Source organism: Blautia sp. HCP3S3_H10_2 (genome assembly GCF_052122375.1).
GTDB lineage: Bacteria > Bacillota > Clostridia > Lachnospirales > Lachnospiraceae > Blautia_A.
The window spans coordinates 190,098-212,868 of record NZ_JBQKCL010000007.1 but is presented as its reverse complement, the minus strand read 5'-3'; the positions used below and the strand labels follow the sequence as shown (position 1 = coordinate 212,868).

General features: G+C 39.6%; 19 protein-coding genes and 1 pseudogene. 1 reads left to right on the top strand and 19 read right to left on the bottom strand.

Annotated elements, in window-relative coordinates; genetic code table 11:
• Positions 1-378: 378 nt before the first annotated feature.
• From ACTQWB_RS09840 to ACTQWB_RS09830, 3 genes are all read right to left on the bottom strand, one after another.
• A complete protein-coding gene (locus ACTQWB_RS09840) occupies positions 379-930 on the bottom strand; it encodes a flavin reductase family protein (protein ID WP_441501082.1) in 552 nt (183 codons plus the stop codon).
• Between the two features lie 111 nt (positions 931-1,041).
• Entirely contained in the window at positions 1,042-1,578 is a 537-nt protein-coding gene (locus ACTQWB_RS09835; protein ID WP_441501081.1) for a type II secretion system protein, read from the bottom strand.
• A complete protein-coding gene (locus ACTQWB_RS09830; protein ID WP_441501080.1) occupies positions 1,571-3,718 on the bottom strand; it encodes a hypothetical protein in 2,148 nt (715 codons plus the stop codon). Before ACTQWB_RS09830 ends, ACTQWB_RS09835 begins: the two co-directional genes overlap by 8 nt.
• A gap of 292 nt (positions 3,719-4,010) precedes the next feature.
• On the opposite strand from ACTQWB_RS09830, the gene ACTQWB_RS09825 reads away from it, so the two are divergent.
• Complete coding sequence (locus ACTQWB_RS09825; protein WP_441501079.1) at positions 4,011-4,613, top strand: type II secretion system protein; 603 nt, start codon at positions 4,011-4,013, stop codon at positions 4,611-4,613.
• Positions 4,614-4,670: 57 nt separating this feature from the next.
• On the opposite strand, the gene ACTQWB_RS09820 is transcribed toward ACTQWB_RS09825, so the two are convergent.
• From ACTQWB_RS09820 to ACTQWB_RS09745, 16 genes and pseudogenes are all read right to left on the bottom strand, one after another.
• Entirely contained in the window at positions 4,671-5,159 is a 489-nt protein-coding gene (locus ACTQWB_RS09820) for a pyridoxamine 5'-phosphate oxidase family protein (RefSeq protein ID WP_441501078.1), read from the bottom strand.
• Positions 5,160-5,294: 135 nt separating this feature from the next.
• Complete coding sequence (locus ACTQWB_RS09815; protein ID WP_441501077.1) at positions 5,295-6,230, bottom strand: type IV pilin protein; 936 nt, start codon at positions 6,228-6,230, stop codon at positions 5,295-5,297.
• A 174-nt stretch (positions 6,231-6,404) separates the two neighbouring features.
• Positions 6,405-7,010: pseudogene (locus ACTQWB_RS09810) on the bottom strand (hypothetical protein); the annotation flags it as partial.
• A gap of 64 nt (positions 7,011-7,074) precedes the next feature.
• Complete coding sequence (locus ACTQWB_RS09805) at positions 7,075-8,013, bottom strand: hypothetical protein (RefSeq protein WP_441501076.1); 939 nt, start codon at positions 8,011-8,013, stop codon at positions 7,075-7,077.
• Positions 8,014-8,494: 481 nt separating this feature from the next.
• Positions 8,495-9,496 carry a hypothetical protein gene (locus tag ACTQWB_RS09800; RefSeq protein ID WP_441501075.1) on the bottom strand — a complete coding sequence of 334 codons (1,002 nt, stop codon included), beginning with the start codon at positions 9,494-9,496 and terminating at the stop codon, positions 8,495-8,497.
• A gap of 399 nt (positions 9,497-9,895) precedes the next feature.
• Positions 9,896-10,876, bottom strand: coding sequence for a hypothetical protein (locus tag ACTQWB_RS09795; RefSeq protein ID WP_441501074.1), 981 nt, complete (start codon positions 10,874-10,876; stop codon positions 9,896-9,898).
• Positions 10,877-11,688: 812 nt separating this feature from the next.
• A complete protein-coding gene (locus tag ACTQWB_RS09790) occupies positions 11,689-12,045 on the bottom strand; it encodes a hypothetical protein (RefSeq protein WP_441501073.1) in 357 nt (118 codons plus the stop codon).
• 159 nt (positions 12,046-12,204) lie between these two features.
• The gene (locus ACTQWB_RS09785) at positions 12,205-12,834 is read right to left on the bottom strand and encodes a type IV pilin protein (protein WP_441501072.1); all 630 of its coding nucleotides are present in this window, start codon (positions 12,832-12,834) and stop codon (positions 12,205-12,207) included.
• Between the two features lie 445 nt (positions 12,835-13,279).
• A complete protein-coding gene (locus ACTQWB_RS09780; protein WP_441501071.1) occupies positions 13,280-14,278 on the bottom strand; it encodes a type IV pilin protein in 999 nt (332 codons plus the stop codon).
• A gap of 1,013 nt (positions 14,279-15,291) precedes the next feature.
• Positions 15,292-16,281, bottom strand: a complete 990-nt coding sequence (locus ACTQWB_RS09775; RefSeq protein ID WP_441501070.1) for a type IV pilin protein — start codon at positions 16,279-16,281, stop codon at positions 15,292-15,294.
• Positions 16,282-16,522: 241 nt separating this feature from the next.
• Entirely contained in the window at positions 16,523-17,911 is a 1,389-nt protein-coding gene (locus tag ACTQWB_RS09770; protein WP_441501069.1) for a recombinase family protein, read from the bottom strand.
• Positions 17,856-19,097: a recombinase family protein gene (locus tag ACTQWB_RS09765; protein WP_441501068.1), complete on the bottom strand. Its 1,242-nt coding sequence runs from the start codon at positions 19,095-19,097 to the stop codon at positions 17,856-17,858. The genes ACTQWB_RS09770 and ACTQWB_RS09765 overlap by 56 nt, the downstream gene beginning before the upstream one ends.
• Before the next feature lie 283 nt (positions 19,098-19,380).
• A complete protein-coding gene (locus ACTQWB_RS09760; RefSeq protein ID WP_441501067.1) occupies positions 19,381-19,995 on the bottom strand; it encodes a DUF6664 family protein in 615 nt (204 codons plus the stop codon).
• Between the two features lie 618 nt (positions 19,996-20,613).
• Entirely contained in the window at positions 20,614-21,096 is a 483-nt protein-coding gene (locus ACTQWB_RS09755) for a type IV pilin protein (RefSeq protein ID WP_441501066.1), read from the bottom strand.
• A gap of 228 nt (positions 21,097-21,324) precedes the next feature.
• Complete coding sequence (locus tag ACTQWB_RS09750; RefSeq protein WP_441501065.1) at positions 21,325-21,909, bottom strand: type IV pilin protein; 585 nt, start codon at positions 21,907-21,909, stop codon at positions 21,325-21,327.
• Positions 21,910-22,264: 355 nt separating this feature from the next.
• Positions 22,265-22,720: a type IV pilin protein gene (locus ACTQWB_RS09745; protein ID WP_441501064.1), complete on the bottom strand. Its 456-nt coding sequence runs from the start codon at positions 22,718-22,720 to the stop codon at positions 22,265-22,267.
• Between the last annotated feature and the right edge of the window lie 51 nt (positions 22,721-22,771).

The window sequence follows — 22,771 nt, the reverse complement described above, 5'->3', positions numbered from 1 at the left end:
TAAGTATTTTCTTACTCTTATGTATAAACATTTCCTCATCTTATATACGGCATTACCTTGCTCTGCTTATATAATTATAAGGAACAACTTACACAGCCCTTTTATTCTATGTTTTTATTAATTAAACGTATTTTTTGTCTTTCAATAATAGCACATAGCCATATAAAAATCCATTTACATTTTTTACAAAAGAATCCCCTGTTTTCGTAGAAAATACATATTGATCTAGAAATACCGAAGAAATAAGAAAACACCGACGCCAGTCTTTCTTATCAAAAAAATGATACCTGGACATATCGCAATATTTCCCGCACAATACATCCAGATATCATTTTTCCGATGCCAAAGCATATTCAAGCACAATTTTCACTCTGACACTTATTTCAGTTTCAAACCATCCTTAAAAGCATTTCCCACCTTTTCCCCAAGAACCAGGTAAGCATTGTTTACAGGGTCATAGCTGATTGGTTTTAATTTGGCAGGATCAATATGACCGTCAGTAAGAATGGCTTCATCTGCATTGATATTCACGATCTCACCAACCAGAATGCCATTGTCAAAACTTTTCACTTTGCACTCAAGTGCCATTGGAAGCTCATCGATCAGCGGTGCATTGACAAATTCACTTCTGGTCGCATGGAAACCGGCTTTTGCAAACTTGTCCGGTACTTTTTTCGCAGATTCAATTCCTACATAATCGCTGGCTGTAACGGTATCTGCAGTTGCCATGCTTACGGTGAAAGCGCCTGTCTTAGCCATATTTTCTGTAGTTTTGTGATCAGCCATGCTGATACTGATCTCATTCATATCCGTAATGATTCCCCATGCCGCATTCATTGCATTCGGCACACCATTCTCATCATAGGTCGCAATGATCAGCACTGGCATTGGGTATAGCCATGGTTTCGCTCCAAAATTAACTCTGCTCATAATTGATACCTCCCGTTTTTATACCATTTTTCTGGTTTGATTCTAACGCCTGATTCACAAAACAGCAAGATGGAATCTGGCACTGTTCCTAAAACTGTTTTCCAAAGTTCTCTATTTGATCGGCGTATTCAGGTCAGACCAGGCATATTTTTTTGCATTCTTTCCAATGTCCCCTGTTCCTTCCAAATAGTAGCTTTCTCCATTTCCATTTATTTGTACTCCATACCAGGTAACACCGGAACTTTTTTGTTTCATTGTCAGATTCTTTTGAATACCATTCTTCTCCAAAAAATCCCATACAAGCTTGTAGCCGTGAAGATTACCATCTGACGCATTATGGTATTGGACTCCATTAATAATAAGATCATTTTTAACCTGTCCATTATTTCCACTAAAGCCACCGTTTTTTTCATTCCGGGACACCACTACCTCAAGCATAGCATCTTTATTATTAAACACAAACGATTCATCGTTAATCGCATTCGCCAGCACACTTCGTATATTCCGGGCATTTTCCACGTCTACCGCCCGCCTTGCTTTTTCCAGCTGGGAAGAAAAAACCGGAATACTGATTGCCACCAGCACAGCAATGATCGCCACCACGATCAGAAGTTCTGCCAGCGTAAATCCGCTCTTTTTCCTATCCAAATTTCCTCATCCTACCTAAGTCTGTCAAATCAATCTTCTGTATCTCTCCCACTTCACCCGTCGGGGACAACGGGCAGACTGCGTAATTTCTGGTTTCATTTCCTATCCTAACCTTGGCTATGTAGTGCCAGCTGCGCCAATCATCTGAACCAATCGGGTAATCACCATAACAGTTATGAATATCATCAAAACCACCAATCAGTTCCGCAAACTGGCAAAGTGCAGCTGGTGAAGTGCAGGAATCCCAACGGTAAGATATGAAGTACGGGCTATTTGGCTCAGACGCCAGGGACACCAGATACTCTCCATGAACCGTTACATATTTAAAAAGTCCTGGCTTGGTGAGATACTCACATACTGCATCCATTTTTTCAAAAGGCGTCATGCCTGACGTGGTGGTCTTGTTAATAATATCGGTCATCCATGCCTTTGCAGCCTTATCATAATCCAGCACATTCAAAGTCATTCTTTTGGCAACCGTGTAACCGGTTAAAGAATATTCACGGAATTCAACATTATAAGTCCCCGCTTCCGAAAATCTTACATATCCGATATAACCGCCTTTTACTTTCTTCAAAGATGAGGTCTCAGAATCATCATTTTCGTAAGGAATATCCTCATATATATGAGTCGTACCACCAGAATACACATTTACGAAAGGACTTTTTCCATTGCAAAGCAGCTCAAAGGAATTCAGATCCGGATTGTCTGTCTTTATAAAAAGAGGCTTTATACAATCTGTATAAATATCCGCTTTCTGCTTATCCAGTCCATAAATTTCATAGGTATATCTGGCAGGTTCTGTGCCTTCCTTATCATAATTTGGCAGATCAACCTTGCGGATTTCACTCCATGGGCTTACGACTTTCACGTTATTGCGTACTGTGTAAGAACGAACCTTCACATAATAACTTCTGCCAGTATTTAAATAATAAAAACTGATACTTCCAATGCCATTGTACTCGCTAACGCATCGGCTTACCTGAATACTTTCCTTGAACGCATTGTTATAAGAAAGATAACCCTCATACCCGGTGTAAGCATCTGATGATGAAAAAGTTCCCGGGCAATTCAGCTCAATCCATTCATCTCCATAATCTACGGATTTCACATTCGGAACCGGAAGGCTCTTATCCAGAGTTTCCGATTTCACCTCATAGGAAGTCTCCACACGGGGATCATACAGTTTCTGGGTAACCTGAACAGTGGAAGTGATTTTCTGACCGTAAATATCTGTAATCGTGATCACACATTTTCCTGGCTCCAAAGTCTCGAAGTCACAATATCTGTTTCCTTTATCTCCTAAGGAATAAACAACTGTTTCATCGGAAATGTTGATATCCTTTATATTATTGGAAGTCTCAATTCCGTAGTATTTTCCACTTTCCAGGGTGATACTGGATTGTCCTTCTTCAAAAGTCAGCTTTGGCAATGGTTTCGTTGTAGGAGTTGGGGTCGGCTTTTTGGTTGGAGCTGGTGTCGGCTTTTTCGTTGGAGTCGGCTTCACAGCTGTATTACTGCTTTTTCCTGTAGTTTTGCGGGAAATCGCCACGGACCAGCCGGAGTAATATTTCTTTCCTTTTACAGTCATGTAAGTACGGACTTGCATATAATAGGTAGTTCCTGCTTTCAGACTACCGATTGCGAAGCTTGTCTTCTTATTCCCTTTCACAGTCAAAACCTTGGCATTTTTCAGCTTGGAATTGGTAGAATAACGGAGCTGATAGCCGCTTGTCTGGGCAGTCTGCTTCTTCACCACTACATTGATACCATTTTTCCTGGCACTGGCACTTATGATCTGTGTCTTCGGTGGCAAAATGGTAAACTGCCTCTTCACCGTCCCTGTGTAAGCGCCTTTTCCTATAATCTGAATGGTATAAGAGCCTACATTTCTGCATCCTGATGAATACTTCACCGTATAATTTTTCTTCTCTTTCAGCTTTTTGCCCTTATAGGTTACCGTCACTTTCGGGCGCTGCACTTTCTTATTATAAGTAAATTGCCCGGCTGATAATCTGATCTCGGCATTTTTCAGATTCACCTTTGACGCCGCAGATACCTGAATAGTGCCACCCAAAAGGATCAGGCAGAACGTCAAAAGATAGACCAGCCATTTTCTCTTATGTCCATTCTTTTCCATAAAAAATACTCCTTCTTTTTTGATTCGATTTTAGCACCTGACCACTAAAATAACAAGGTCTGGATATATCTTTTAAATTAGCTCCATAAAATTCTGTTTTTCTGTTTATTCTGTTCATGCCAGCAATCCATAAAATTGGTTGTGTTCAAAAACAATTATAATAATCCAATTTTTCATTTACTTTTTTCAGCAAAATAGTACAAATTCATACCTCAATGTGCTATATTAAGAGAAAGGTTAACTTTTGACCTTGACATCATATTTTACAAAAGGAAATAAGGTGGGGAAGGTAATGAAAAATAAGAAAGGCTTTACACTGGCAGAACTTTTGATCGTGGTTGCCATCATTGGCGTGTTGGTCGCAATATCCATTCCGATATTTAACAATCAGCTGGAAAAGGCCCGGCGGGCAGTTGATATCCACACCGCCAGGGATATCGAGTCTATACTGGCCACCGCTGTAAACGATGGAAGTGTACAGTTCCCGTCACAACTCGGATCTAATAATTATTCTATATGGGTTACACTTGCACGGGATGAAAATAGTTTTCCTAAAGACTATAAGAAAGACCAAATAAAACATGGAACTTTATTCTGCGGCGTAGATCCCGGCACAACTATAAATGGAGTCTCAAGTAACCCGTGGAATGCCTATCATCAGGGAATAGAAAATTTATTAACAAATTCCGGATTAAATGTCGATACCTTAAAAATAACCAGTAAATCAAATAAAAATAATGGGTGGGACTGGATAGTGATAAATGTGGGATATAACAAAAACAAACAACTTTCCACCCGAATATATAGTGGCATGGCTAATGCAGACAGCGAACCCACAAACACTACTGTTATGAACAACTCTAATATTGCCAAATATATTGGCGGCCAGAATTAGCTTGGAAGGCTCGCTTTTTTGAAAAAGGCAAGAATATACCTTTCAAAATTCCAATTTCTATCTGCTGCTATATCCCGCCTTCTTAAACTCCGAAAACAGGGCATCTATTTCCACTGGTGTGACACAGATCAGGTTCATAGGGGAGGCCAGCTTCTTTAAAGCCGTAAGCGGAATTTTCTTATACTCTGCGTGGGCATTGTAGGCTTCGGAAAATGGCTCGATCAGTTCCGCTTTTCCCATAATCTGCAGGCTTCTCAAATTGCCAAAACTGTCATATTTATCATAGACAGCCAGACATACATTCTCGTTTTTTTCCAAACCTATGAATTTCCTGCCACCCTCTGAAAGCATCCAGAACTTATCGTCGTGGAAGCTGTATTCTATAGGTGTACATCTAATGTAATCCCCAGTGCCTGTGGCAAGCGCGCAGGTATTATTTTCATTTATAAATTTATATACAGCCTGCTTCAATGTCTCCTTCGGCATCTCGGTCTGTTCTTTTTTATCCCAGTAGGTTGCTGCTTTTTCAAATTCTTCATGTGTCATTATGATTGCCTCCTGGAGTGTGCAGATTATATTTTTCAAACACGCTCTTTTATTTTTCTGGTTTGATTTTAGCACCTGACCTGATAAATAACAAGAGCTCAAAAAGGCAATCATATCGTCTGGCAAAGTGTATCACTACGCCACGTTTTCAACAGAAATCAATTTTTCCAATTCCCTTGCCTCTTCCAGAGACATCTTTACCGCAGTCCCGTTTCCGTTATCTTTCACTTTAAACACCTGAACTGCAATTTTTATATTATCACCACTTTTTAAATCATCTGCTTTCTTATAAGTATAAGTCTCATCTGACTCATATGTTGTGTTCACAAACTGCTTCTTTATATTATTATCTCTATAGTCTGTAACATTGAGTGTATAGTTTTCCTTGGAACCTGTAATATTACGTCTTCCAGAATTCACGATGATATTATTATCACTGTCCACAATAAAATAACCGATCTGATACGCATATCCTTCACTTATACCCTTTTGAAGCGTAGGACTTGCACTTGTAATTGCAGCTGTGGTAAGCTGCTGTTTCGTTCCATTTGTTGCAGTTAAAAAGTCAGTAATCGCATTGCAAGGCCAATTTGCGTCATTATGACTTCCTGCCGACGCATCTAAACGGTTATCATCCCCAACACTCCAATGATAGTTTACCCGCAAGGTTAAACCATTCCAGGTTAATGTTACTTCCTGATTAGTCATGTTATATGCGACGATACATTTTCCATCCCCCATAACATTCCCTTTCCACCGTGGATCATCAGAAGTAATCCCACCTACATTCAAAACACCCTTAGTAGTCCAGCCATCTTTCTTTTGCTTCAAGTAAACAATTTTATTATATTCTTTGGTAAAAGCGTTATAATATACACTATTCGTATCACCAGTATTCGCTTCTGCCATAATCTCCGCATACGCGGCACGCACATTGGCCAAATCAGTTGCCTCACGGCTTTTTTCCAACTGTGAAGAAAAAATAGGAATGCTGATGGCAACAAGCACACTGATAATTGCAACAACAATAAGCAATTCTGCCAGTGTAAAACCTTTATTTTTTGTATTCAATTTCAATACTTCCTTCCTTTGCTATGTGGATTTTATTATAGCAAAAGAGCAGGAATGTGTCTATTCCCGTTGGTATTGTACCTGGCTGAAAAATTATCAAGATGGAATAGTGTTTCCCTCACATGATTCCGTTTTCTCTCAAAACCTTAATCGCTGATTTTCCTTTTCTGCAGCCTCCGCCCGATTTTTCAGCAGGAACTCCTTTAGAATCCCTTCCTGAATGCATTCCTGCACCGCCTGTTCTATCGCAGTTTTCACAGGCAATGTCTTCTGGTGTTGCCTTACTCTTGCTACGAAATCTGCATATTCCTTCAAAATCTGGCATTGCTCCATCAGCTTCTGATTATGGCCTTCATTTATGTTAAGAACAGTGACCTTCAGCTCTAATTCCGGCTCCCCACTGAAATTCTCATATGCATCTGACAACCGGTGCTCGAACCGTTCCCCAACCTCAGACTTGCCGTTATAAAATACAATAAACCTTGGCGCTGGCAGTTTCTGCTGTCTGGTGGAATATAGGGAAATCTTCTTCTGCTTCACATACTTCTGATATTCCTTTGCAATATAAAGAAGGTCTCTCAACGGAATATTTGGATTATACGTGGACTGGTGTTCCCACAGGAAAATGTTGCAATCCAGGATAAACGCAAGATCATTCTTCACTCCCATGTAAATCGCACTGTCTAATGTCACAATTTCCAACAAATCCGGATCACGGTAATCTCTTCCGTTTAAGGCATTATACAAAGACAACAGGTTCTTCTTATCAGAAAAAAGCATTCGAAAAATCGTGTCCTTATATTTCACATTGCTGGAAAAATTGTCCTAAGAAAATTAGTTTCCTTCACATAATTCCGTTTTCTTTCAGAATTTCTCTTAACAGCAAGACTTCCTTTTCAGCAAAATCTGCTCGTATTTTTTCAGAATCCGCCCGTCTGCGTTCTCTCTCCGTATTCTTCCGTTCCCTTTCTTCTCCAATCCGAATTCCGATCTCCTTTCCGATCTCCTTCTCTTCCCTCCGTATAAGTTCCTCTTCCTCTTTCTGGTTATACTCAAATATGCTCATTTCAATAACCTCCGCCCGGTTTTCCAGCAGGAATTCCTTTAGAATCCCTTCCTGAATGCATTCCTGCACCGCCTGTTCTATCGCAGTTTTCACAGGCAATGTCTTCTGGTGTTGCCTTACTCTTGCTACGAAATCTGCATATTCCTTCAAAATCTGACACTGCTCCATAAGCTTCTGATTATGGCCTTCATTTATGTTAAGAACGGTAACCTTCAGCTCTAATTCCGGTTCCCCGCTGAAATTCTCATATGCATCTGACAACCGGTGTTCGAACCGTTCCCCTACCTCAGATCTACCATTATAAAATACAATAAACCTAGGTGCCGGCAGCTTCTGCTGTCTGGTGGAATATAGGGAAATCTTCTTCTGCTTCACATACTTCTGATATTCCTTTGCAATATAAAGAAGGTCTCTCAACGGAATGTTCGGATTATACGTGGACTGGTGTTCCCACAGGAACATGTTACAATCCAGGATAAACGCAAGATCATTCTTCACTCCCATATAAATCGCGCTGTCTAATGTCACAATTTCCAACAAATCCGGGTCGCAGTAATCCCTTCCGTTTAAGGCATTGTACAAAGACAAAAGATTCTTCTTGTCAGAAAAAAGCATCCGAAAGATTGTATCTTTGTATTTCACATTAACCGCCTTTGTCACCTCATCCGCCTGCTGTGAGTCCTGTTCTTTTACATTCGCTGCACTCTGTTTCACCATATTCAATTCTCCCTTCCCAGGAGACTCGAATCCTACGTTTCAGACATCTCCTGCTCTTACTTAATTTGGAATGAAAAGCATAGATTTCTGAAATGTATTTAGATGAAAATAGATGGCGCAGGACGCGCCCTGATAATTAGAAGAAATATGCTTTGTGTTTATACTAACATATCCGCGTGGTTTTGAGAAGAGCGAATATATTAAATAAGTATAAATTTTATCTTATTAGTTTTATTTTGTTATTATGCATGCTGTATTATCTATTATAGTCAATATATCAGTATGGTATTATACTTATAAAAATGAATATGCTACCGAAAAAAGCCAAAGAATTCTCAAACGTTCAAAAAATAAAAATCCTGCACCGATGATACAGATTGAAGCACCTTCACCAGTACAGGATTTTGTTATCTTAAAAACAGTATTTCATCTGACTTGAAAATCAATCTAGGAAAATTAACAAGATAGAATAATATTTCCTTCACATGATTCCATTTTCTCTCAGAATTTTCCTTAACCGCTGATTTTCCTTTTCAGCAGTATCTGCCCGAACACTTTCGGCATCAGCCCGAACGCTTTCGGCATCTGCCCGGGCACTTTCAGCATCGGCCCGCCTGCGCTCTCTTTCTGTATTCCTCCGTTCTCTCTCCGTATTCTTTCGCTCTCTTTCTTCTCCAATCCGAATTCCGATTTCCTTTCCGATTTCCTTCTCTTCCCTCCGTATAAGCTCCTCTTCCTCTTTCTGGTTATACTCAAATATACTCATTTCAATAACCTCCGCCCGGTTTTTCAGCAGGAATTCCTTAAGAATCCCTTCCTGAATACATTCCTGCACCGCCTGTTCTATTGCAGCCTTCACAGGCAATATCTTCTGGTGTTGCCTTACTCTTGCTACGAAACCTGCATATTCCTTCAAAATCTGGCATTGCTCCATCAGCTTCTGATTATGTCCTTCATTTATGTTAAGAACGGTAACCTTCAGTTCCAATTCTGGTTCTCCACTGAAATTCTCATATGCATCTGACAACCGGTGCTCGAACCGTTCCCCTACCTCAGATCTACCATTATAGAATACAATAAATCTTGGTGCTGGCAGCTTCTGCTGCCTAGCGGAATATAAAGAAATCTTCTTCTGCTTCACATACTTCTGATATTCCTTTGCAATATAAAGAAGGTCTCTCAACGGAATGTTCGGATTATACGTGGACTGGTGTTCCCACAGGAACATGTTGCAATCCAGGATAAACGCCAGGTCGTTCTTCACGCCCATATAAATCGCACTGTCTAAAGTTACAATTTCCAGAAAATCCGGATCACGGTAATCTCTTCCGTTTAAGGCATTATACAAAGACAAAAGATTCTTCTTGTCAGAAAAAAGCATCCGAAAAATCGTGTCCTTGTATTTCACATTGACAGCCATTGTCTCCTCATCTGTTTGCCGGGAACCCTGCATTTTTACGTTTGCTGCATTCTGTTTCACCATATTCAATTCTCCCTTCCCAGGAGACTCGAATCCTACTCTTCAGAAATCTCCTGCTCTTATTTAATCTGGAATTAAAAGCATAGATTTCTGAAATGTATTTAGATGAAAATAGATGGCGCGGGACGCGCCTTGATAATTAGAAGAAATATGCTTTGTGTTCATATTAACATATCTGTGCGGTTTTGGAAAGAGCAAATATATTAAATAAGTATAAAATTTATTTTATTAGTTTTTATTTGTCAAATATGCCAGCTGAAGAAGACGAGGAATCTCTAAACACTCAAAAAAAGGAAATCCTGCACCAACGATACGGATCGAAGCGCATTCGCCAGCGCAGGATTTTATTATTAAAAAAAAGTATTGTCCCAGGAAAAATCAACAAAATCAAATGACATTTTCTCACATGATTCCGTTTTCTCTCAAAATCTCCCTTAACCGCAGAATTTCTTTTTCAGCAGAATCTGCTCGAACGCTTTCGGCATCAGCCCGGGCACTTTCAGCATCGGCCCGCCTGCGCTCTCTTTCTGTATTCCTCCGTTCTCTCTCCGTATTCTTTCGCTCTCTTTCTTCTCCAATCCGAATTCCGATTTCCTTTCCGATTTCCTTCTCTTCCCTCCGTATAAGCTCCTCTTCCTCTTTCTGGTTATACTCAAATATACTCATTTCAATAACCTCCGCACGGTTTTTCAGCAGAAATTCCTTAAGAATCCCTTCCTGAATGCATTCCTGCACCGCCTGTTCTATTGCAGCCTTCACAGGCAATGTCTTCTGGTGTTGTCTTACCCTTGCTACGAAATCTGCATATTCCTTCAAAATCTGGCATTGCTCCATCAGCTTCTGATTATGGCCTTCATTTATGTTAAGAACCGTGACCTTCAGCTCTAATTCCGGTTCCCCGCTGAAATTCTCATATGCATCTGACAACCGATGCTCGAACCGTTCCCCAACCTCAGACTTGCCGTTATAAAATACAATAAACCTTGGTGCTGGCAGCTTCTGCTGTCTGGTAGAATATAGGGAAATCTTCTTCTGCTTAACATACTTCTGATATTCCTTCGCAATATAAAAAAGGTCTCTCAACGGAATATTCGGATTATATGTGGACTGGTGTTCCCATAAGAACATGTTGCAATCCAGGATAAACGCCAGATCATTCTTCACTCCCATGTAAATCGCACTGTCTAATGTCACAATTTCCAACAAATCCGGATCACGGTAATCTCTTCCGTTTAAGGCATTATACAAAGACAACAGATTCTTTTTGTCAGAAAAAAGCATCCGAAAGATTGTATCTTTGTATTTCACATTGACAGCCATTGTCTCCTCTTCTGCCTGCCGTAAGTCTTGGTCTTTTACATTTGCTGCATTCTGTTTCACCATATTCAATTCTCCCTTCTCAGGAGACTCGAATCCTACTCTTCAGACATCTCCTGCTCTTATTTAATCTGGAATGAAAAGCATAGATTTCTGAAATGTATTTAGATGAAAATAGATGGTGCTGGCGCGCCCTGATAATTAGAAGAAATATGCTTTGTGTTTATACTAACATATCCGTGTGATTTTGGGAAGAGCGAATATATTAAATAAGTATAAAATTTATTTTATTAGTTTTGAAATATATTTTTTCAATGGTATTACACTTGCCAGAAAAATTCATTAGAAAAATTACCGATAAAATCAACACGATAGAATAGAAATGCAACTAAGAAACGGAATCGCTACCTCAAAAAGATAAAAAAACACAAAAACTATTTACATGTTCCGGGCTAAATATTTACAACTTAAAAAGGTAACCAGCAAAAGTTCCCCAAAACGATGGCTAAGATTGGATTATTATAAATATTGGATATGTAAATGAAAAATAGAGGGACACGCATATACAATGAAATGAAAAATAGAGACGGTGATCCTAGTAAGACTCCCATTATAAATAGAATACTTCTAATACTGGGGAATTTGTAAATTGAGTGAAATAATATTTTTCATTTTACAACACTCAGATATGTAAAAGGACATTTTACGGCGCACATATTTAATAGAATAAAAGAATAAAGACTCAAGCAACAATCATTAAACAATAAAATTTATTGCTATACGAAAATACCTTACACAACTTAAATAGTAAGATTTAAATTGTGCAAGGTATTCCATCACCTTAAAATTCAGATTTTAAACCAATTTTCTCTTTTATATTAATCAACTTGGGTATAACCAGTTGGATCACTAGATACAACAGCAAAAGTTCCAGCCGCGCCACCAGTTGTACTTGGAGTATATATTACCCACACCTTTTTAGGAACAGTATTATTTGAACCCGTACCCATTATATCTTTTTCAGTGGTCGCCAGCTCACCTGTAAAATCAATTGTTGTCTGCCATTCTGCTTTTTTCTGTTTTACATCAATTGCCTTGGACTTAACTTTTGCAGAATCTTTTGTAAGAACCGCTGAAGCCACTTCCGCATATGCTGCACGTATATTAGCCGCATCTACAGCTTCTCTTGATTTTTCCAACTGACTATTAAAAATAGGAATACTTATCGCAACCAAAACAGCCGCCTAACACGCATCCTGCTCCAAGTAGTAATAGTTTGCAGTATCTCGTAAAGGGTGTCAAAACTGAAATGACACCCCAAGAATGAAAATGACACCCCTACCAAAAATTTGACACCCTTTAACAGAGAACTGTCCCAATGTTTAATAGCAATTCTATTTTCCCATTTCCTTTTCAATTCCCGTTTCTTCTACCGCCAAAACTTCTTGTAGCTTACTTTCAAAAACCCCATTATCTCTTCCTCCCAAATCAATATCTGTCTCAGAAGAGAAGATACGGCATCTGCCATCAGAAAACAGTACTACTCCATAGGAAGTCCATCCATCATTTTTTGTACTGTTAGCATGAACCTTGATTGAATGAAATCCTGTACTCTCAAACAACTTTCTCACACGGGCATAATCATCTCCATTATCCCCCTTCCAATCAGCTCCATCAACGAGCACTGTTCCGCTGGCGCGATAATATGTACCGTCTTTTTTTACAATCGCAGCAACATACGTTGTTTCTGTTGCATTTGGAAATTGAATGGAACCACTTGCATATGAATTCATGAGAATAGATTTCATATTTCTCGCATTTGAAAGATCCACAGCTCGTCTGCTTTTCTCCAACTGTGACGTAAAAATAGGGATAGAAATGGCAACAAGTACAGCTATTATCGCCACTACAATTAAAAGTTCTGCAAGTGTAAATCCATGTTCACTTTTTCCCCACCATATATATTCATTACTACATCGTGTTCTTCTATTGCATGGCTTTTCATTTTTCTCATGATTTCCCATAATAATCTTCCTCCAATATTGTAAGGAACTCTTTTTTGTGTCTATGAGTATTATATATGATTTACTACCTCTATACAAGCCGGAGTGTCGTTATTTTCGTTACCGAATCCTTCTGTTTCGTATAACGAGTCCCAGGGTTTCGTTGTGGGGTTAGCAATTTGAGAAACAAAACAAACTTTCAACGAAACTACCATAGAAAAACACTTCATGCAGAAATACACGGATAGAAAAAAATACAAAATCATTAACTCAGCTTCAACGCAAAGAAACCGCCGCACCAACGTTTCTTTCGTCGATGTGACGGCTTCCCGTTTCATTCATGAATGATTATTCTATCAACTACCTTGCCTTCCCGGGTGCTTGGTAGTTGAGTTATGTAGGGGAAATCCCGACACAAACCTGTCACCTATCATGCTCTATTTTGTACAAAAGTATATAGAACCATTCAGGGGTTCTGACTATTTTCCCATTCTTCTTGAAGCGTTTGATAATATGCGTAGGCATCGTTCAGATTATCAAATACCTTTTTCTTATCATCCTTACGAATAACAGTGTCCATTTCAAAGTCATTGTCAGAATGATTTGTTCTTCCATGTTCATCTCTTGAAATAACAAAATATGGTTGGTTCTGAGCACCGTCATTCTGCTTAAATAATGAAGCCATTCCTACTTGGATTGTTCCATTTTCTTTTTGTAATATGGCAGGAATCTTATCTCCAGCCTTCCAATTATCATGTTCACTAATATCTACTTCAGAAAATAGATAATTCTTGTTACCTTTTTCGTTATATGCGATGGTACTTGTTCTATCTGAAGAAAGAATCGCCCATGTTTTTATTTTACTTCCTTTATTCTGAAGTTCTTCATTAATTTTTTTTATTGAAGAATTATTACCTGTATATGTGGAATTTGCAACAATAAAACTCGTTGTATTTTTACCTAGAACAACGGATTGAAATGCACTTAGTATATCATTATTATATTGTACAGTTGAACCACCCGAAGCTGTACCTCCATTCCAGTTAAAAATAACACCTGTATCATCTTTATAAGACACTGTACATGTTCCATCAGGGCTTGGAAAACCTATCCAATGTTCGTTTTCTGGCTTATCTTTTGTAACAGTTACCTCTGCAATAGTAACAGGATAACTCTGCCAATCATTCTGTTTTTGTTTTAAATCAATTTTTGCTGAATAAACACCATCACTATAAATTTTTTCTCCGTTATATTCAACATCTTTATCTTCAGTAATAGCAGCAGACATTACTTCTGCATAGGCAGCTCTAACATTGGCTAGATCGGTTGACTCTCTACTTTTTTCAAGCTGTGAGCTAAAGATTGGAATAGATATCGCCACAAGAACACCTATTATCGCCACGACAATCAATAATTCCGCAAGAGTAAAACCACTTTCATTAAATTTATTTTTTCTATCTTTCATACAGATGTCACCTTTTTCTATTATCTAAAGTTTATCATATGTCATCGACTCAAGCATATTGTAGCAAATCCATCTTTCCAAATCAATAACTGAAAGGACATTTTTTATATTTTCTCTGTCTTCAACTGTAAGTACCGTTGTATCGCTTTTGATACTAAGAGAAATCGACACATAAAAAGAAAAACACAAAATCAGTAACTCAAATTCAACGCAAAGAAGCCACCATACCAAAGTTTGATTCGCCAATGTAACGGCTTCATGTTTTTTATTCGTCAATGAGTTTTCAATCAACTACCTTGCCGTTCGCGAGCGTTAACAGTTGAGTTATGTAGTGGAAAGCTGGACACATACCTGTCCTCCTGTCCTACAAATATTGAAACCCAGTAAGATGTGGTATCTTCTCCGACGGAAAGGATAATAGATGGTGTATAACTGTTTCTTGTAGCCAAATGTAAAAGTGTAATACTATTGCATCAATTCCCTCCATGCAACCGCAGCAGCATTTAACAAATCACAAGATTCATTATCCATACCCATCTTCTCCTTTGTCTAAATAATAAGAGCCCTGCCGAAGCAAGGCTCTCACTAAGCGTTTTTCTTCGATTCATAGAATCTATTCGGCTTGTGGTTTTCGCATAACCCACTGTCTGGCTCCACAATCGTCTGAAACCGAACCAGTCAATTGCTTCATCACCGCGATAGCTGATCATCGCCGCTACCCTCTAAAATCATTATATTACAAAATCTCCAAAGTTCAATACCTATGAAAAGTTTTGTGGTTCAAGAATTTCTTTACGCTCATTTATATTATATTCAGGATCAAGTAAAAATCAACACATTATTTTTCAATCCCATCCTCTAGTGGTCAATGCCTGTAAGAGAACCTCTGTATCTGCTTCCCAAGTGAGTGTACCGTTCTTGGCAATTTGTTTCAATCTGAACTCCCATCTCAAATAATGATAATGTTATTTCCTTTGCTTATTCTAATGCACCTATCATATTTCCACTTTCTGTCAATTGAATCCGGACAGAGAACCGTCCCCCCTGGCATATGGCTGTTTTCTTACTTCTAAAGATTTTAAAGCCTCTTCGGCAAGCTTATGCGCATCGTCATCTGTCTTCAAATTTACAACATCCTTGCCATCTTTTAGAACTCTAAAATTGGCACCAAAATAAGTATGAGCAGAATCAGTATAAAATGTATATGTAACCGTTTTGTTGCTAGATGTTCCTACATATTCCGTTTTTGCCAACCACTTCGAATCAGCATAATAAGTCTCGCCATCAGCTGCTGACCATTTATCATTTTTTACATCTGAAGGTGTACTCCCTTTAAACAGCAGTGTTCCCATTTGAACCTTATAATCTTCCTCATAATCTTCCGGTAGGGTAAATGTCACTGTATACTTTGTATTCGGTTCCAATTGAATCAGCTTCTCTGTACTCATTCGTTTAGGGGCATTATTATTAGTAGTATCCGTACCATCACCATTCCATGTTAAGAAATCTCTTTTTCCCATTTCGTTATAACGAAATGCTCCACCATTCCAGTCAATTAACAAAGGATTCTCTCCCTCGCCCACATTCGGATTATAGCGAACCGTGCACCATGATCCAGGCTCGTTTTTCATGCCGCCGTTTGCATAATTACATTCGGCAATGGTAATTTTATCCTTATCCATGACCCAACCAGGTCTCTGTTTTAAGGGAACCTCTGCTGAATAGAATTCACCATTCTTGATTTTAACACCATTATAAGTCGCGGTGGAATCCTCGGTCATAGCAGCAGTCATTATCTCTGCATAAGCCACCCTTACATTGGCTAAATCCGTGGCCTCCCGGCTCTTTTCTAACTGTGACTTAAATATGGGAATCGCAATCGCAACAAGCACAGCTATTATCGCCACTACAATTAAAAGTTCTGCAAGTGTAAATCCATTTTTTCCCCACCATGTATGTTCATTACTACATGGCTTCTCATTTTTCTTATGATTTCCCATCATAACCTTCCCCCAATATTGTAAGGAACTCTTTTTGTGTCTATGAGTATTATATATGATTTACTACCTCTATACAACCCGGAGTTTCGTTTTTTATGTTGTTTTCAAATAATCTGACACCCTTGACACCACGTTTAATCATTACATTAACAGAAATTTAATTAGCCGCTTTCTCTATCCGCATTGCACCAAAAATTAACGGCCTCACTACGATAGTGAAGCCGTTTTTCTCTATCATTATTTCTTACAAGCTGACATTCTTTTTCGTTCCATCCATGAATACAACAGTAAAATTGTTCTTATCCTTGACGATTATCTCCGTCAAAACCATTCTTGTGAGTTCTGTAATTTCCTCTTCTATCGTCCCCTCGGCCGTCAGTTCTATCATTTGTCTTCCTCGCAGCCTTTGCAGGACGTCTCCCTCGCGGATGCTCTTTTCCCATGCCGGAATGTATTCTTCCCGATTCTCAACAAGGCTGTTCCATACTACGACTACTGCCTTCCGAAGAGCTTCCTCTCGAATGTTGTCGGATAAGCAGGTACATCCCTTTGCCTTTTCTGCATTCGTGCATTTCCAAAAAACTGCCTTGATTCCTGTCCAGTACTTGCGGATATACTTGCCGCTACAATTCCCACAAAAAACCTTTGAGAAAAATGGATCAAAGGTACAGGAGCCAGTGTCCTTAATCTTGTGGACTTTCTTAAATCTATCTATTCTCAGGAGTTCCAACTGAGCTGCCTCCCAGGTATCCCGGTCTATGATTGCCTCATGGTTATCCTCAACAAAATACTGCTCAAGACTGCCGTCATTTTCTTCCTGTAACTTTGTCAAAAAATCTGCTGTATAGGTCTTCTGCATCAGAAGATCACCCTTGTACTTCTCGTTTTGAAGCATCCGGCGGATGGTCACAGCGCACCATTTCGATTCACCGTGGACTCCAGGAATGCCATCATCGTTAAGGCGCTTCGCGATTTCCGATAAGTTCCATCCCTCCATAAAATCCTGGAAAATTCTTTTTACAACCTTAGCCTGGTCTTCATTGATAACCAGATGCCCATCCGAATCCTTGTCATAGCCCATAAAATTATCAGCATTCAGGTGTGGAATACCTTTCTGAAATTTGGATCGAATTCCCCAAGACGTATTTTCTGAAATGTTCCTCGATTCTTCCTGCGCCAGTGAACTGAGTATTGTAAAGAGCAGTTCTCCCGTTGCATCCATCGTGTTAATGGATTCTTTTTCAAAAATGATGGGAATCCCCATGTTCTTCAACTTTCTTGAGTAGTTCAGACAGTCCTGCGTGTTCCTTGCAAATCTGCTGATGGACTTTGTAATAACCAGATCGACCTTGCCTTCTTCACAGGCTTTTATCATCTCCATAAATCCAGTTCTTTTCTTTGTACCGGTTCCACTGATTCCTTCATCCGCAAATATGCCTGCCATCTCATAATCGGGATTGCTGTTGATGTAGTTTGTGTAGTATTCCACCTGATTTGCAAAAGAACCTAACTGTTCTTCCTGGTCTGTGGATACCCTGCAGTATGCTGCAGCCCTGATTTTCTTTTTTTGTGTTCTGTTATTGCTTTTTTTGTTTATCTGGTTTGCGGGAATAACCGTAACTTTCTTTGCCATTCTTTTTCTCCTTTCCGATGTATGCATCTATAGTTAGTTCTCTCAAGGGCTGGAGCTTCTCATCCGGCACGCGGATACCTTTGCAGTATGCCTTTCCCAATCGGCTCGAATTATCACAGATCCATGTGACCTTTCCTGCGTTCGAGATAATTCTCCGTAGTCTTGAACCGCAATACTTGCAAAAAATCCGATTCATGTAAGGGTAGTTCTCTTCGCTAAGTTCGGGGACAGCTGCATGATGAATCTTCTTTTTATGGCATATCGACCATTCCGATTCTGGTAGGAAATCAAAGCCTGTAATTCTACCGCGGTCCTCCCTTGCTGAAATGTACTGTTTTTCTTCAAAAGGCAATGCCTCTCGAATCTCGTCATCTGTAATAATTACCCCTGAACAGAATTCCTGCGAAAATCTTCCCTTCCCGTTACACTCCCACAAAACTCTTCCTGCTCGTACTGCCCTGGACAAACGATGCCCACATTTCGCACAGAACAGATTGTTTCGATACGGATAATTCTCATCGTTCAGGGGTAGCGGTTTACTATTGGTCGGCTCAACCCTACGTGTTGCTGCATCAAGCGCCTGTTGTACCGCATCCCATAACTGTCTGGTAACAATAGGAATATGATCCTCTTCGATGTAATACATCTGCTTTTCGCCCTTGTTCAAAACAAGCCTGCGGTTTTCGTCCACGTAGTATCTCTGACATATAAAATCTCCCTTATAAGCTGCATTCCGCAAAATGCGTGTCACCCCAGTTCTACAATAGTTCTTACCGTTCTGTGTTTTGATTCCCTCTGCATTCAGATAATTTGTAATCTGCCCTACCGTGAATCCATCCGCTGCCATCTCAAACATTTCGATTACAAGCGGAGCATTCTTATCCGGCACAAACTCGCCATCCGCATTTTTACAATAACCAAGGCATCTGTGCAACTGTTGTGGTGGTTTTCCGTTTTCGTATCTCCGCTTGATTGACATGAGCGTGTGCATCCTTGCCCCTTCGCTTTCTGCCTGTCCGAAAGCTGCATAAAGTGTCATCAGTAGTTCACCCTCTTGCGATAAGGTGTTGATACCTTGCAGTTCAAAGAAAACACCAATCCCCAGTTCTTTTAATCGACGGGTTGCTTTCAATACCGTATCGGTATTTCTTTGTTTCCGTGACGGTGAGGCTAATACACCGTGCAAGTGTGGAGTACTGCCCGGAATTTACAGCAATATTATACAATTAGTTTTTTCCGTTTTCTGTAAATCATGCAAAAGAAAAAGACCGATCATCGGCCCCTTTCCTAAGTTTCTTTCTGTCATGTCACTATTTTGCGGTATTCATCTTGTGTGAATATCATAACCCATTTACAAAAATCTTGTAGCACTTCCATCTAATCAAGTGGGAAACGTTCAGTGTCTATCAGCACACCCTTTAAGGTTTGCAACAATGTAGTTGGCTATTTGGGAACGGATACACAAAATATTATCTATTCTCGAATAGAAGCAATATATCCCTCATACCCGATCTGTATAGAAAATCCCAGCATAGTACCCACCGCCAGTTTACCGCACTCACATAACGGTCTATTTGAATTCTCACCGCTTTGGGAAGGTTCAATTTCTGTATCTCTTCTTCGTATTTCTTAATCTCGTCAATCGCTTCACGGTACTGCTGATTCTGTTCTATTAATTCATTTTCTAGCTCGTCCGCTCTTGTTTTTATAAAAAAATCCAGGAGATGACCTGTTACTCCTTCTTCTGGATTCATGATTTCTTTCCTCAATTTTGCAAGCATATTTCCGTAGGAAAACATCATGGACTGACCCATATAGAAATGATATTCCCTCTCTATCATCTCCACTCTATCTTCCAGTTCAAAATATGTGTGTAATATCTCATGTTCTTCTGCTGTCAGCGTAACCGCATCCTCCGTCTCAAACACCGCATGTACATTCGGATACTGCTCCATCAGTTCCATTATTTTCTGTTTCGCGTTCCGATACTCTGCGTGGTGTCCTCTCAAATACTCACAAACTTTCTGATCTACTATTTCATCAAGTGAACATTCCATCCAGTATGAATCTTGTTTATTTACCATAATTCTAATCCCCTTTTCTGCTTGATGGCCTTTGTTAGCTTAGAACTATATCACTTTTTGGGGAAATAGCAATTCATCAGATGTACTGAAAGAGAGAGCGAGAAACTGGTAAATATATGCACCGGACATAACCCTAGGATATTATAATTTTTATCAGAAAAATGATTTGAAAATCTCCCTTGCCAAACGATATTCTTAATTTCGTTTGACTAGGGCTAATTTCGTTTGTCGAGGCCTTAATTTCGTTTGGCTAGAGTATTTTCGTTTGGCAAGATAAAAAATGCCCTCGGCAAACGAAATAAATAACGTCATCATATTTTTATGATTTGTTCACAATTTGGCTTTTTGATACAGTGTCAGCAACTCAGAAATTTCTCCCAGAAACACAAAAAAGCCACCACACCAACGTTTCTTTCGTCGATGTGACGGCTTCCCGCTTTTCATTCATGAATAATTTTTTTATCAACTACCATGCCTTCCCGGGTGCATAGTAGTTGAGATATGCTGTGGAAAACTAGACATAGAACCTTCCACTTGTCCTTCTCTTGCCGTTCACGGGCGTTGACAGTCGAGTTATGTATGGGGGCCGGACACGAACCTGTTCCCTAGCATAAGACCTTAGTAAAATACAATAAGATTCTTTACACTATCATAATTCAAATTGATTCCTCTGTTTTTGAAATGATATCCTCCAACTCCCCAAAGGTTACAGGTTTCACAGAAATAGGAATTGCTTTCCTCACATCCGTTTTCTTTAAAAACATAAGCTCCTTCCGGAGCATATACTACTCCTTCAGCAGGGAAAACAAATGAATTGCAGTCTTTCGTTAAATAAAAGTTTTTGAGTTTACATTTGCCACTTTCGGAATCTTTTCTTAATTCATCAAACGAATAAGTCGTCCCATCTATTTCGACTTCCTGCATATTATTGGCAATTTGCGCCAAAGCATACGCATCGCGCATTGCAGAATGATCGACAGCCAGTCTAGCTTTTTTCAACTGACTCGTAAAAATAGGGATGGAAATGGCAACCAGTACAGCTATTATCGCAACTACAATTAAAAGTTCTGCAAGCGTAAATCCCGCTTTTCTTTTTTTCATTTTATTCTTACAACCTCTCCCTGGATTTATTCCTTGATTGAAAAGAAACCGTCACACCAACGTTTCTATTGTTGATGTAACGGCTTCATGGTTTTTATTCGTCAATGAGTTCTCAATCAACTACCTTGCCGTTCGTGGGCGTTGACATTTGAGCAATGTAGGGGAAATCCGGACACCTACCTGTCCCCCTGGCCTTAGGAACTGGACAGAGAACCGTCCCTCTGTCCCTCATTGCCCCATTGCTTTTTCAATCCCTGTTTCTTTCACATTCAAAACCCCTTCAAGCTTTGTTTCAAAAACACCTCCAGAATTTCCTCCTAAATCAATATCTTTCTCAGAAGAGAAAATACGGCATCTGCCATCAGAGAACAATACCGCTCCGTAGCAAGCCCATCCATCGTTTTCTGTACTATTTGCATGAACCTTAATTGAACCAAATCCCGTGTTTTCAAACAACTTCTTCACACGGGCGTATGGATTTCCATTATCCCCGTTCCAGTTAACCCCATCAACGAGTACTGATCCACTTGCGCGATAATATGTACCATCTTTTTTTACAATCACAGCAACATAGGTTTTTACCTGACCAGGACCATTGACGTGTTCTGTTTCATTTGGGAATTGAATGGAACCACCTGCATATGAATTCATCAGAATAGATTTCACATTTCTAGCATTAGAAAGATCCACAGCTCGTCTGCTTTTTTCTAACTGTGACGTAAATATGGGAATAGAAATCGCAACCAGTACAGCTATTATCGCCACTACAATTAAAAGTTCTGCAAGTGTAAATCCCGCTTTTCTTTTTTTCATTTTATTCTTACAACCTCTCCCTGGATCTATTCCCTGGTTGAAAAGAAACCGTCACACCAACATTTCTATTGTTGATGTAACGGCTTCATGGTTTTTATTCGTCAATAAGTTTTCAATCAACTACCTTGCCGTTTGCGGGCGTTGACAGTTGAGGTATGTAACGGCAATCCGGACACAGAACCGTCCCCTTGTCCTTACTAGAACCGTTCCCCTGACCTTTGAGAACCGTCCCCTTGTCCTCCCCCTTCGGACACGAGAACCGTCCCCTGTCCTTCAACAGTTGAGTTATGTAAGGGCAATACGGACACAGAACCGTCCCCTTGGCCTTCCTGTCCTTCCGAGAACCGTCCCCTTATCATTCTTGACCTTTTCCACCACCATTCTGAGAAGCAGTGTATAACTTCTGTGTTGTTGCTGCTGTAGGTTCTGTTGTTGAAAATGTAGGTGCTGTACTTCCATCGCAGAAAACAGTAACATATACAGGTGTTCCTGTTACAAACGGCTGATTAGTATCATTGAACTTAACACCAGCAACTTCAGGATTTGCAGTTACCCAGCCCCCTTTTGTCTGTTTCATTTCCACCTCCTGTGCAACTGCTGTATATTTAGCAGTATCAGCAGTAATTGCCTCAGCAGAACACTCTGCATATGCTGCACGAAGGTTTGCAAGGTCGGTTGCTTCTCTACTCTTCTCCAACTGGCTTGTAAAAATCGGAATACTAATAGCAACCAACACCGCGATAATAGCTACTACAATAAGCAGCTCGGCAAGTGTAAAACCTTTTTTGTTCTCTTTCGCTTTCTTAAACATTTTAAAGCCTCCTATTATTATTTTTTCATTTTTTAAGATCTCGAAGCCTCC

Bases quoted from the DNA above. Each gene is read 5' to 3' on its own strand.
- ACTQWB_RS09840 (WP_441501082.1), bottom strand. From the start codon at position 930: ATGAGCAGAGTTAATTTTGGAGCGAAACCATGGCTATACCCAATGCCA.
- ACTQWB_RS09830 (WP_441501080.1), bottom strand. From the start codon at position 3,718: ATGGAAAAGAATGGACATAAGAGAAAATGGCTGGTCTATCTTTTGACG.
- ACTQWB_RS09825 (WP_441501079.1), top strand. From the start codon at position 4,011: ATGAAAAATAAGAAAGGCTTTACACTGGCAGAACTTTTGATCGTGGTT.
- ACTQWB_RS09820 (WP_441501078.1), bottom strand. From the start codon at position 5,159: ATGACACATGAAGAATTTGAAAAAGCAGCAACCTACTGGGATAAAAAA.
- ACTQWB_RS09805 (WP_441501076.1), bottom strand. From the start codon at position 8,013: ATGGTGAAACAGAGTGCAGCGAATGTAAAAGAACAGGACTCACAGCAG.
- ACTQWB_RS09800 (WP_441501075.1), bottom strand. From the start codon at position 9,496: ATGGTGAAACAGAATGCAGCAAACGTAAAAATGCAGGGTTCCCGGCAA.
- ACTQWB_RS09795 (WP_441501074.1), bottom strand. From the start codon at position 10,876: ATGGTGAAACAGAATGCAGCAAATGTAAAAGACCAAGACTTACGGCAG.
- ACTQWB_RS09785 (WP_441501072.1), bottom strand. From the start codon at position 12,834: ATGGGAAATCATGAGAAAAATGAAAAGCCATGCAATAGAAGAACACGA.
- ACTQWB_RS09780 (WP_441501071.1), bottom strand. From the start codon at position 14,278: ATGAAAGATAGAAAAAATAAATTTAATGAAAGTGGTTTTACTCTTGCG.
- ACTQWB_RS09775 (WP_441501070.1), bottom strand. From the start codon at position 16,281: ATGATGGGAAATCATAAGAAAAATGAGAAGCCATGTAGTAATGAACAT.
- ACTQWB_RS09770 (WP_441501069.1), bottom strand. From the start codon at position 17,911: ATGGCAAAGAAAGTTACGGTTATTCCCGCAAACCAGATAAACAAAAAA.
- ACTQWB_RS09760 (WP_441501067.1), bottom strand. From the start codon at position 19,995: ATGGTAAATAAACAAGATTCATACTGGATGGAATGTTCACTTGATGAA.
- ACTQWB_RS09755 (WP_441501066.1), bottom strand. From the start codon at position 21,096: ATGAAAAAAAGAAAAGCGGGATTTACGCTTGCAGAACTTTTAATTGTA.
- ACTQWB_RS09750 (WP_441501065.1), bottom strand. From the start codon at position 21,909: ATGAAAAAAAGAAAAGCGGGATTTACACTTGCAGAACTTTTAATTGTA.
- ACTQWB_RS09745 (WP_441501064.1), bottom strand. From the start codon at position 22,720: ATGTTTAAGAAAGCGAAAGAGAACAAAAAAGGTTTTACACTTGCCGAG.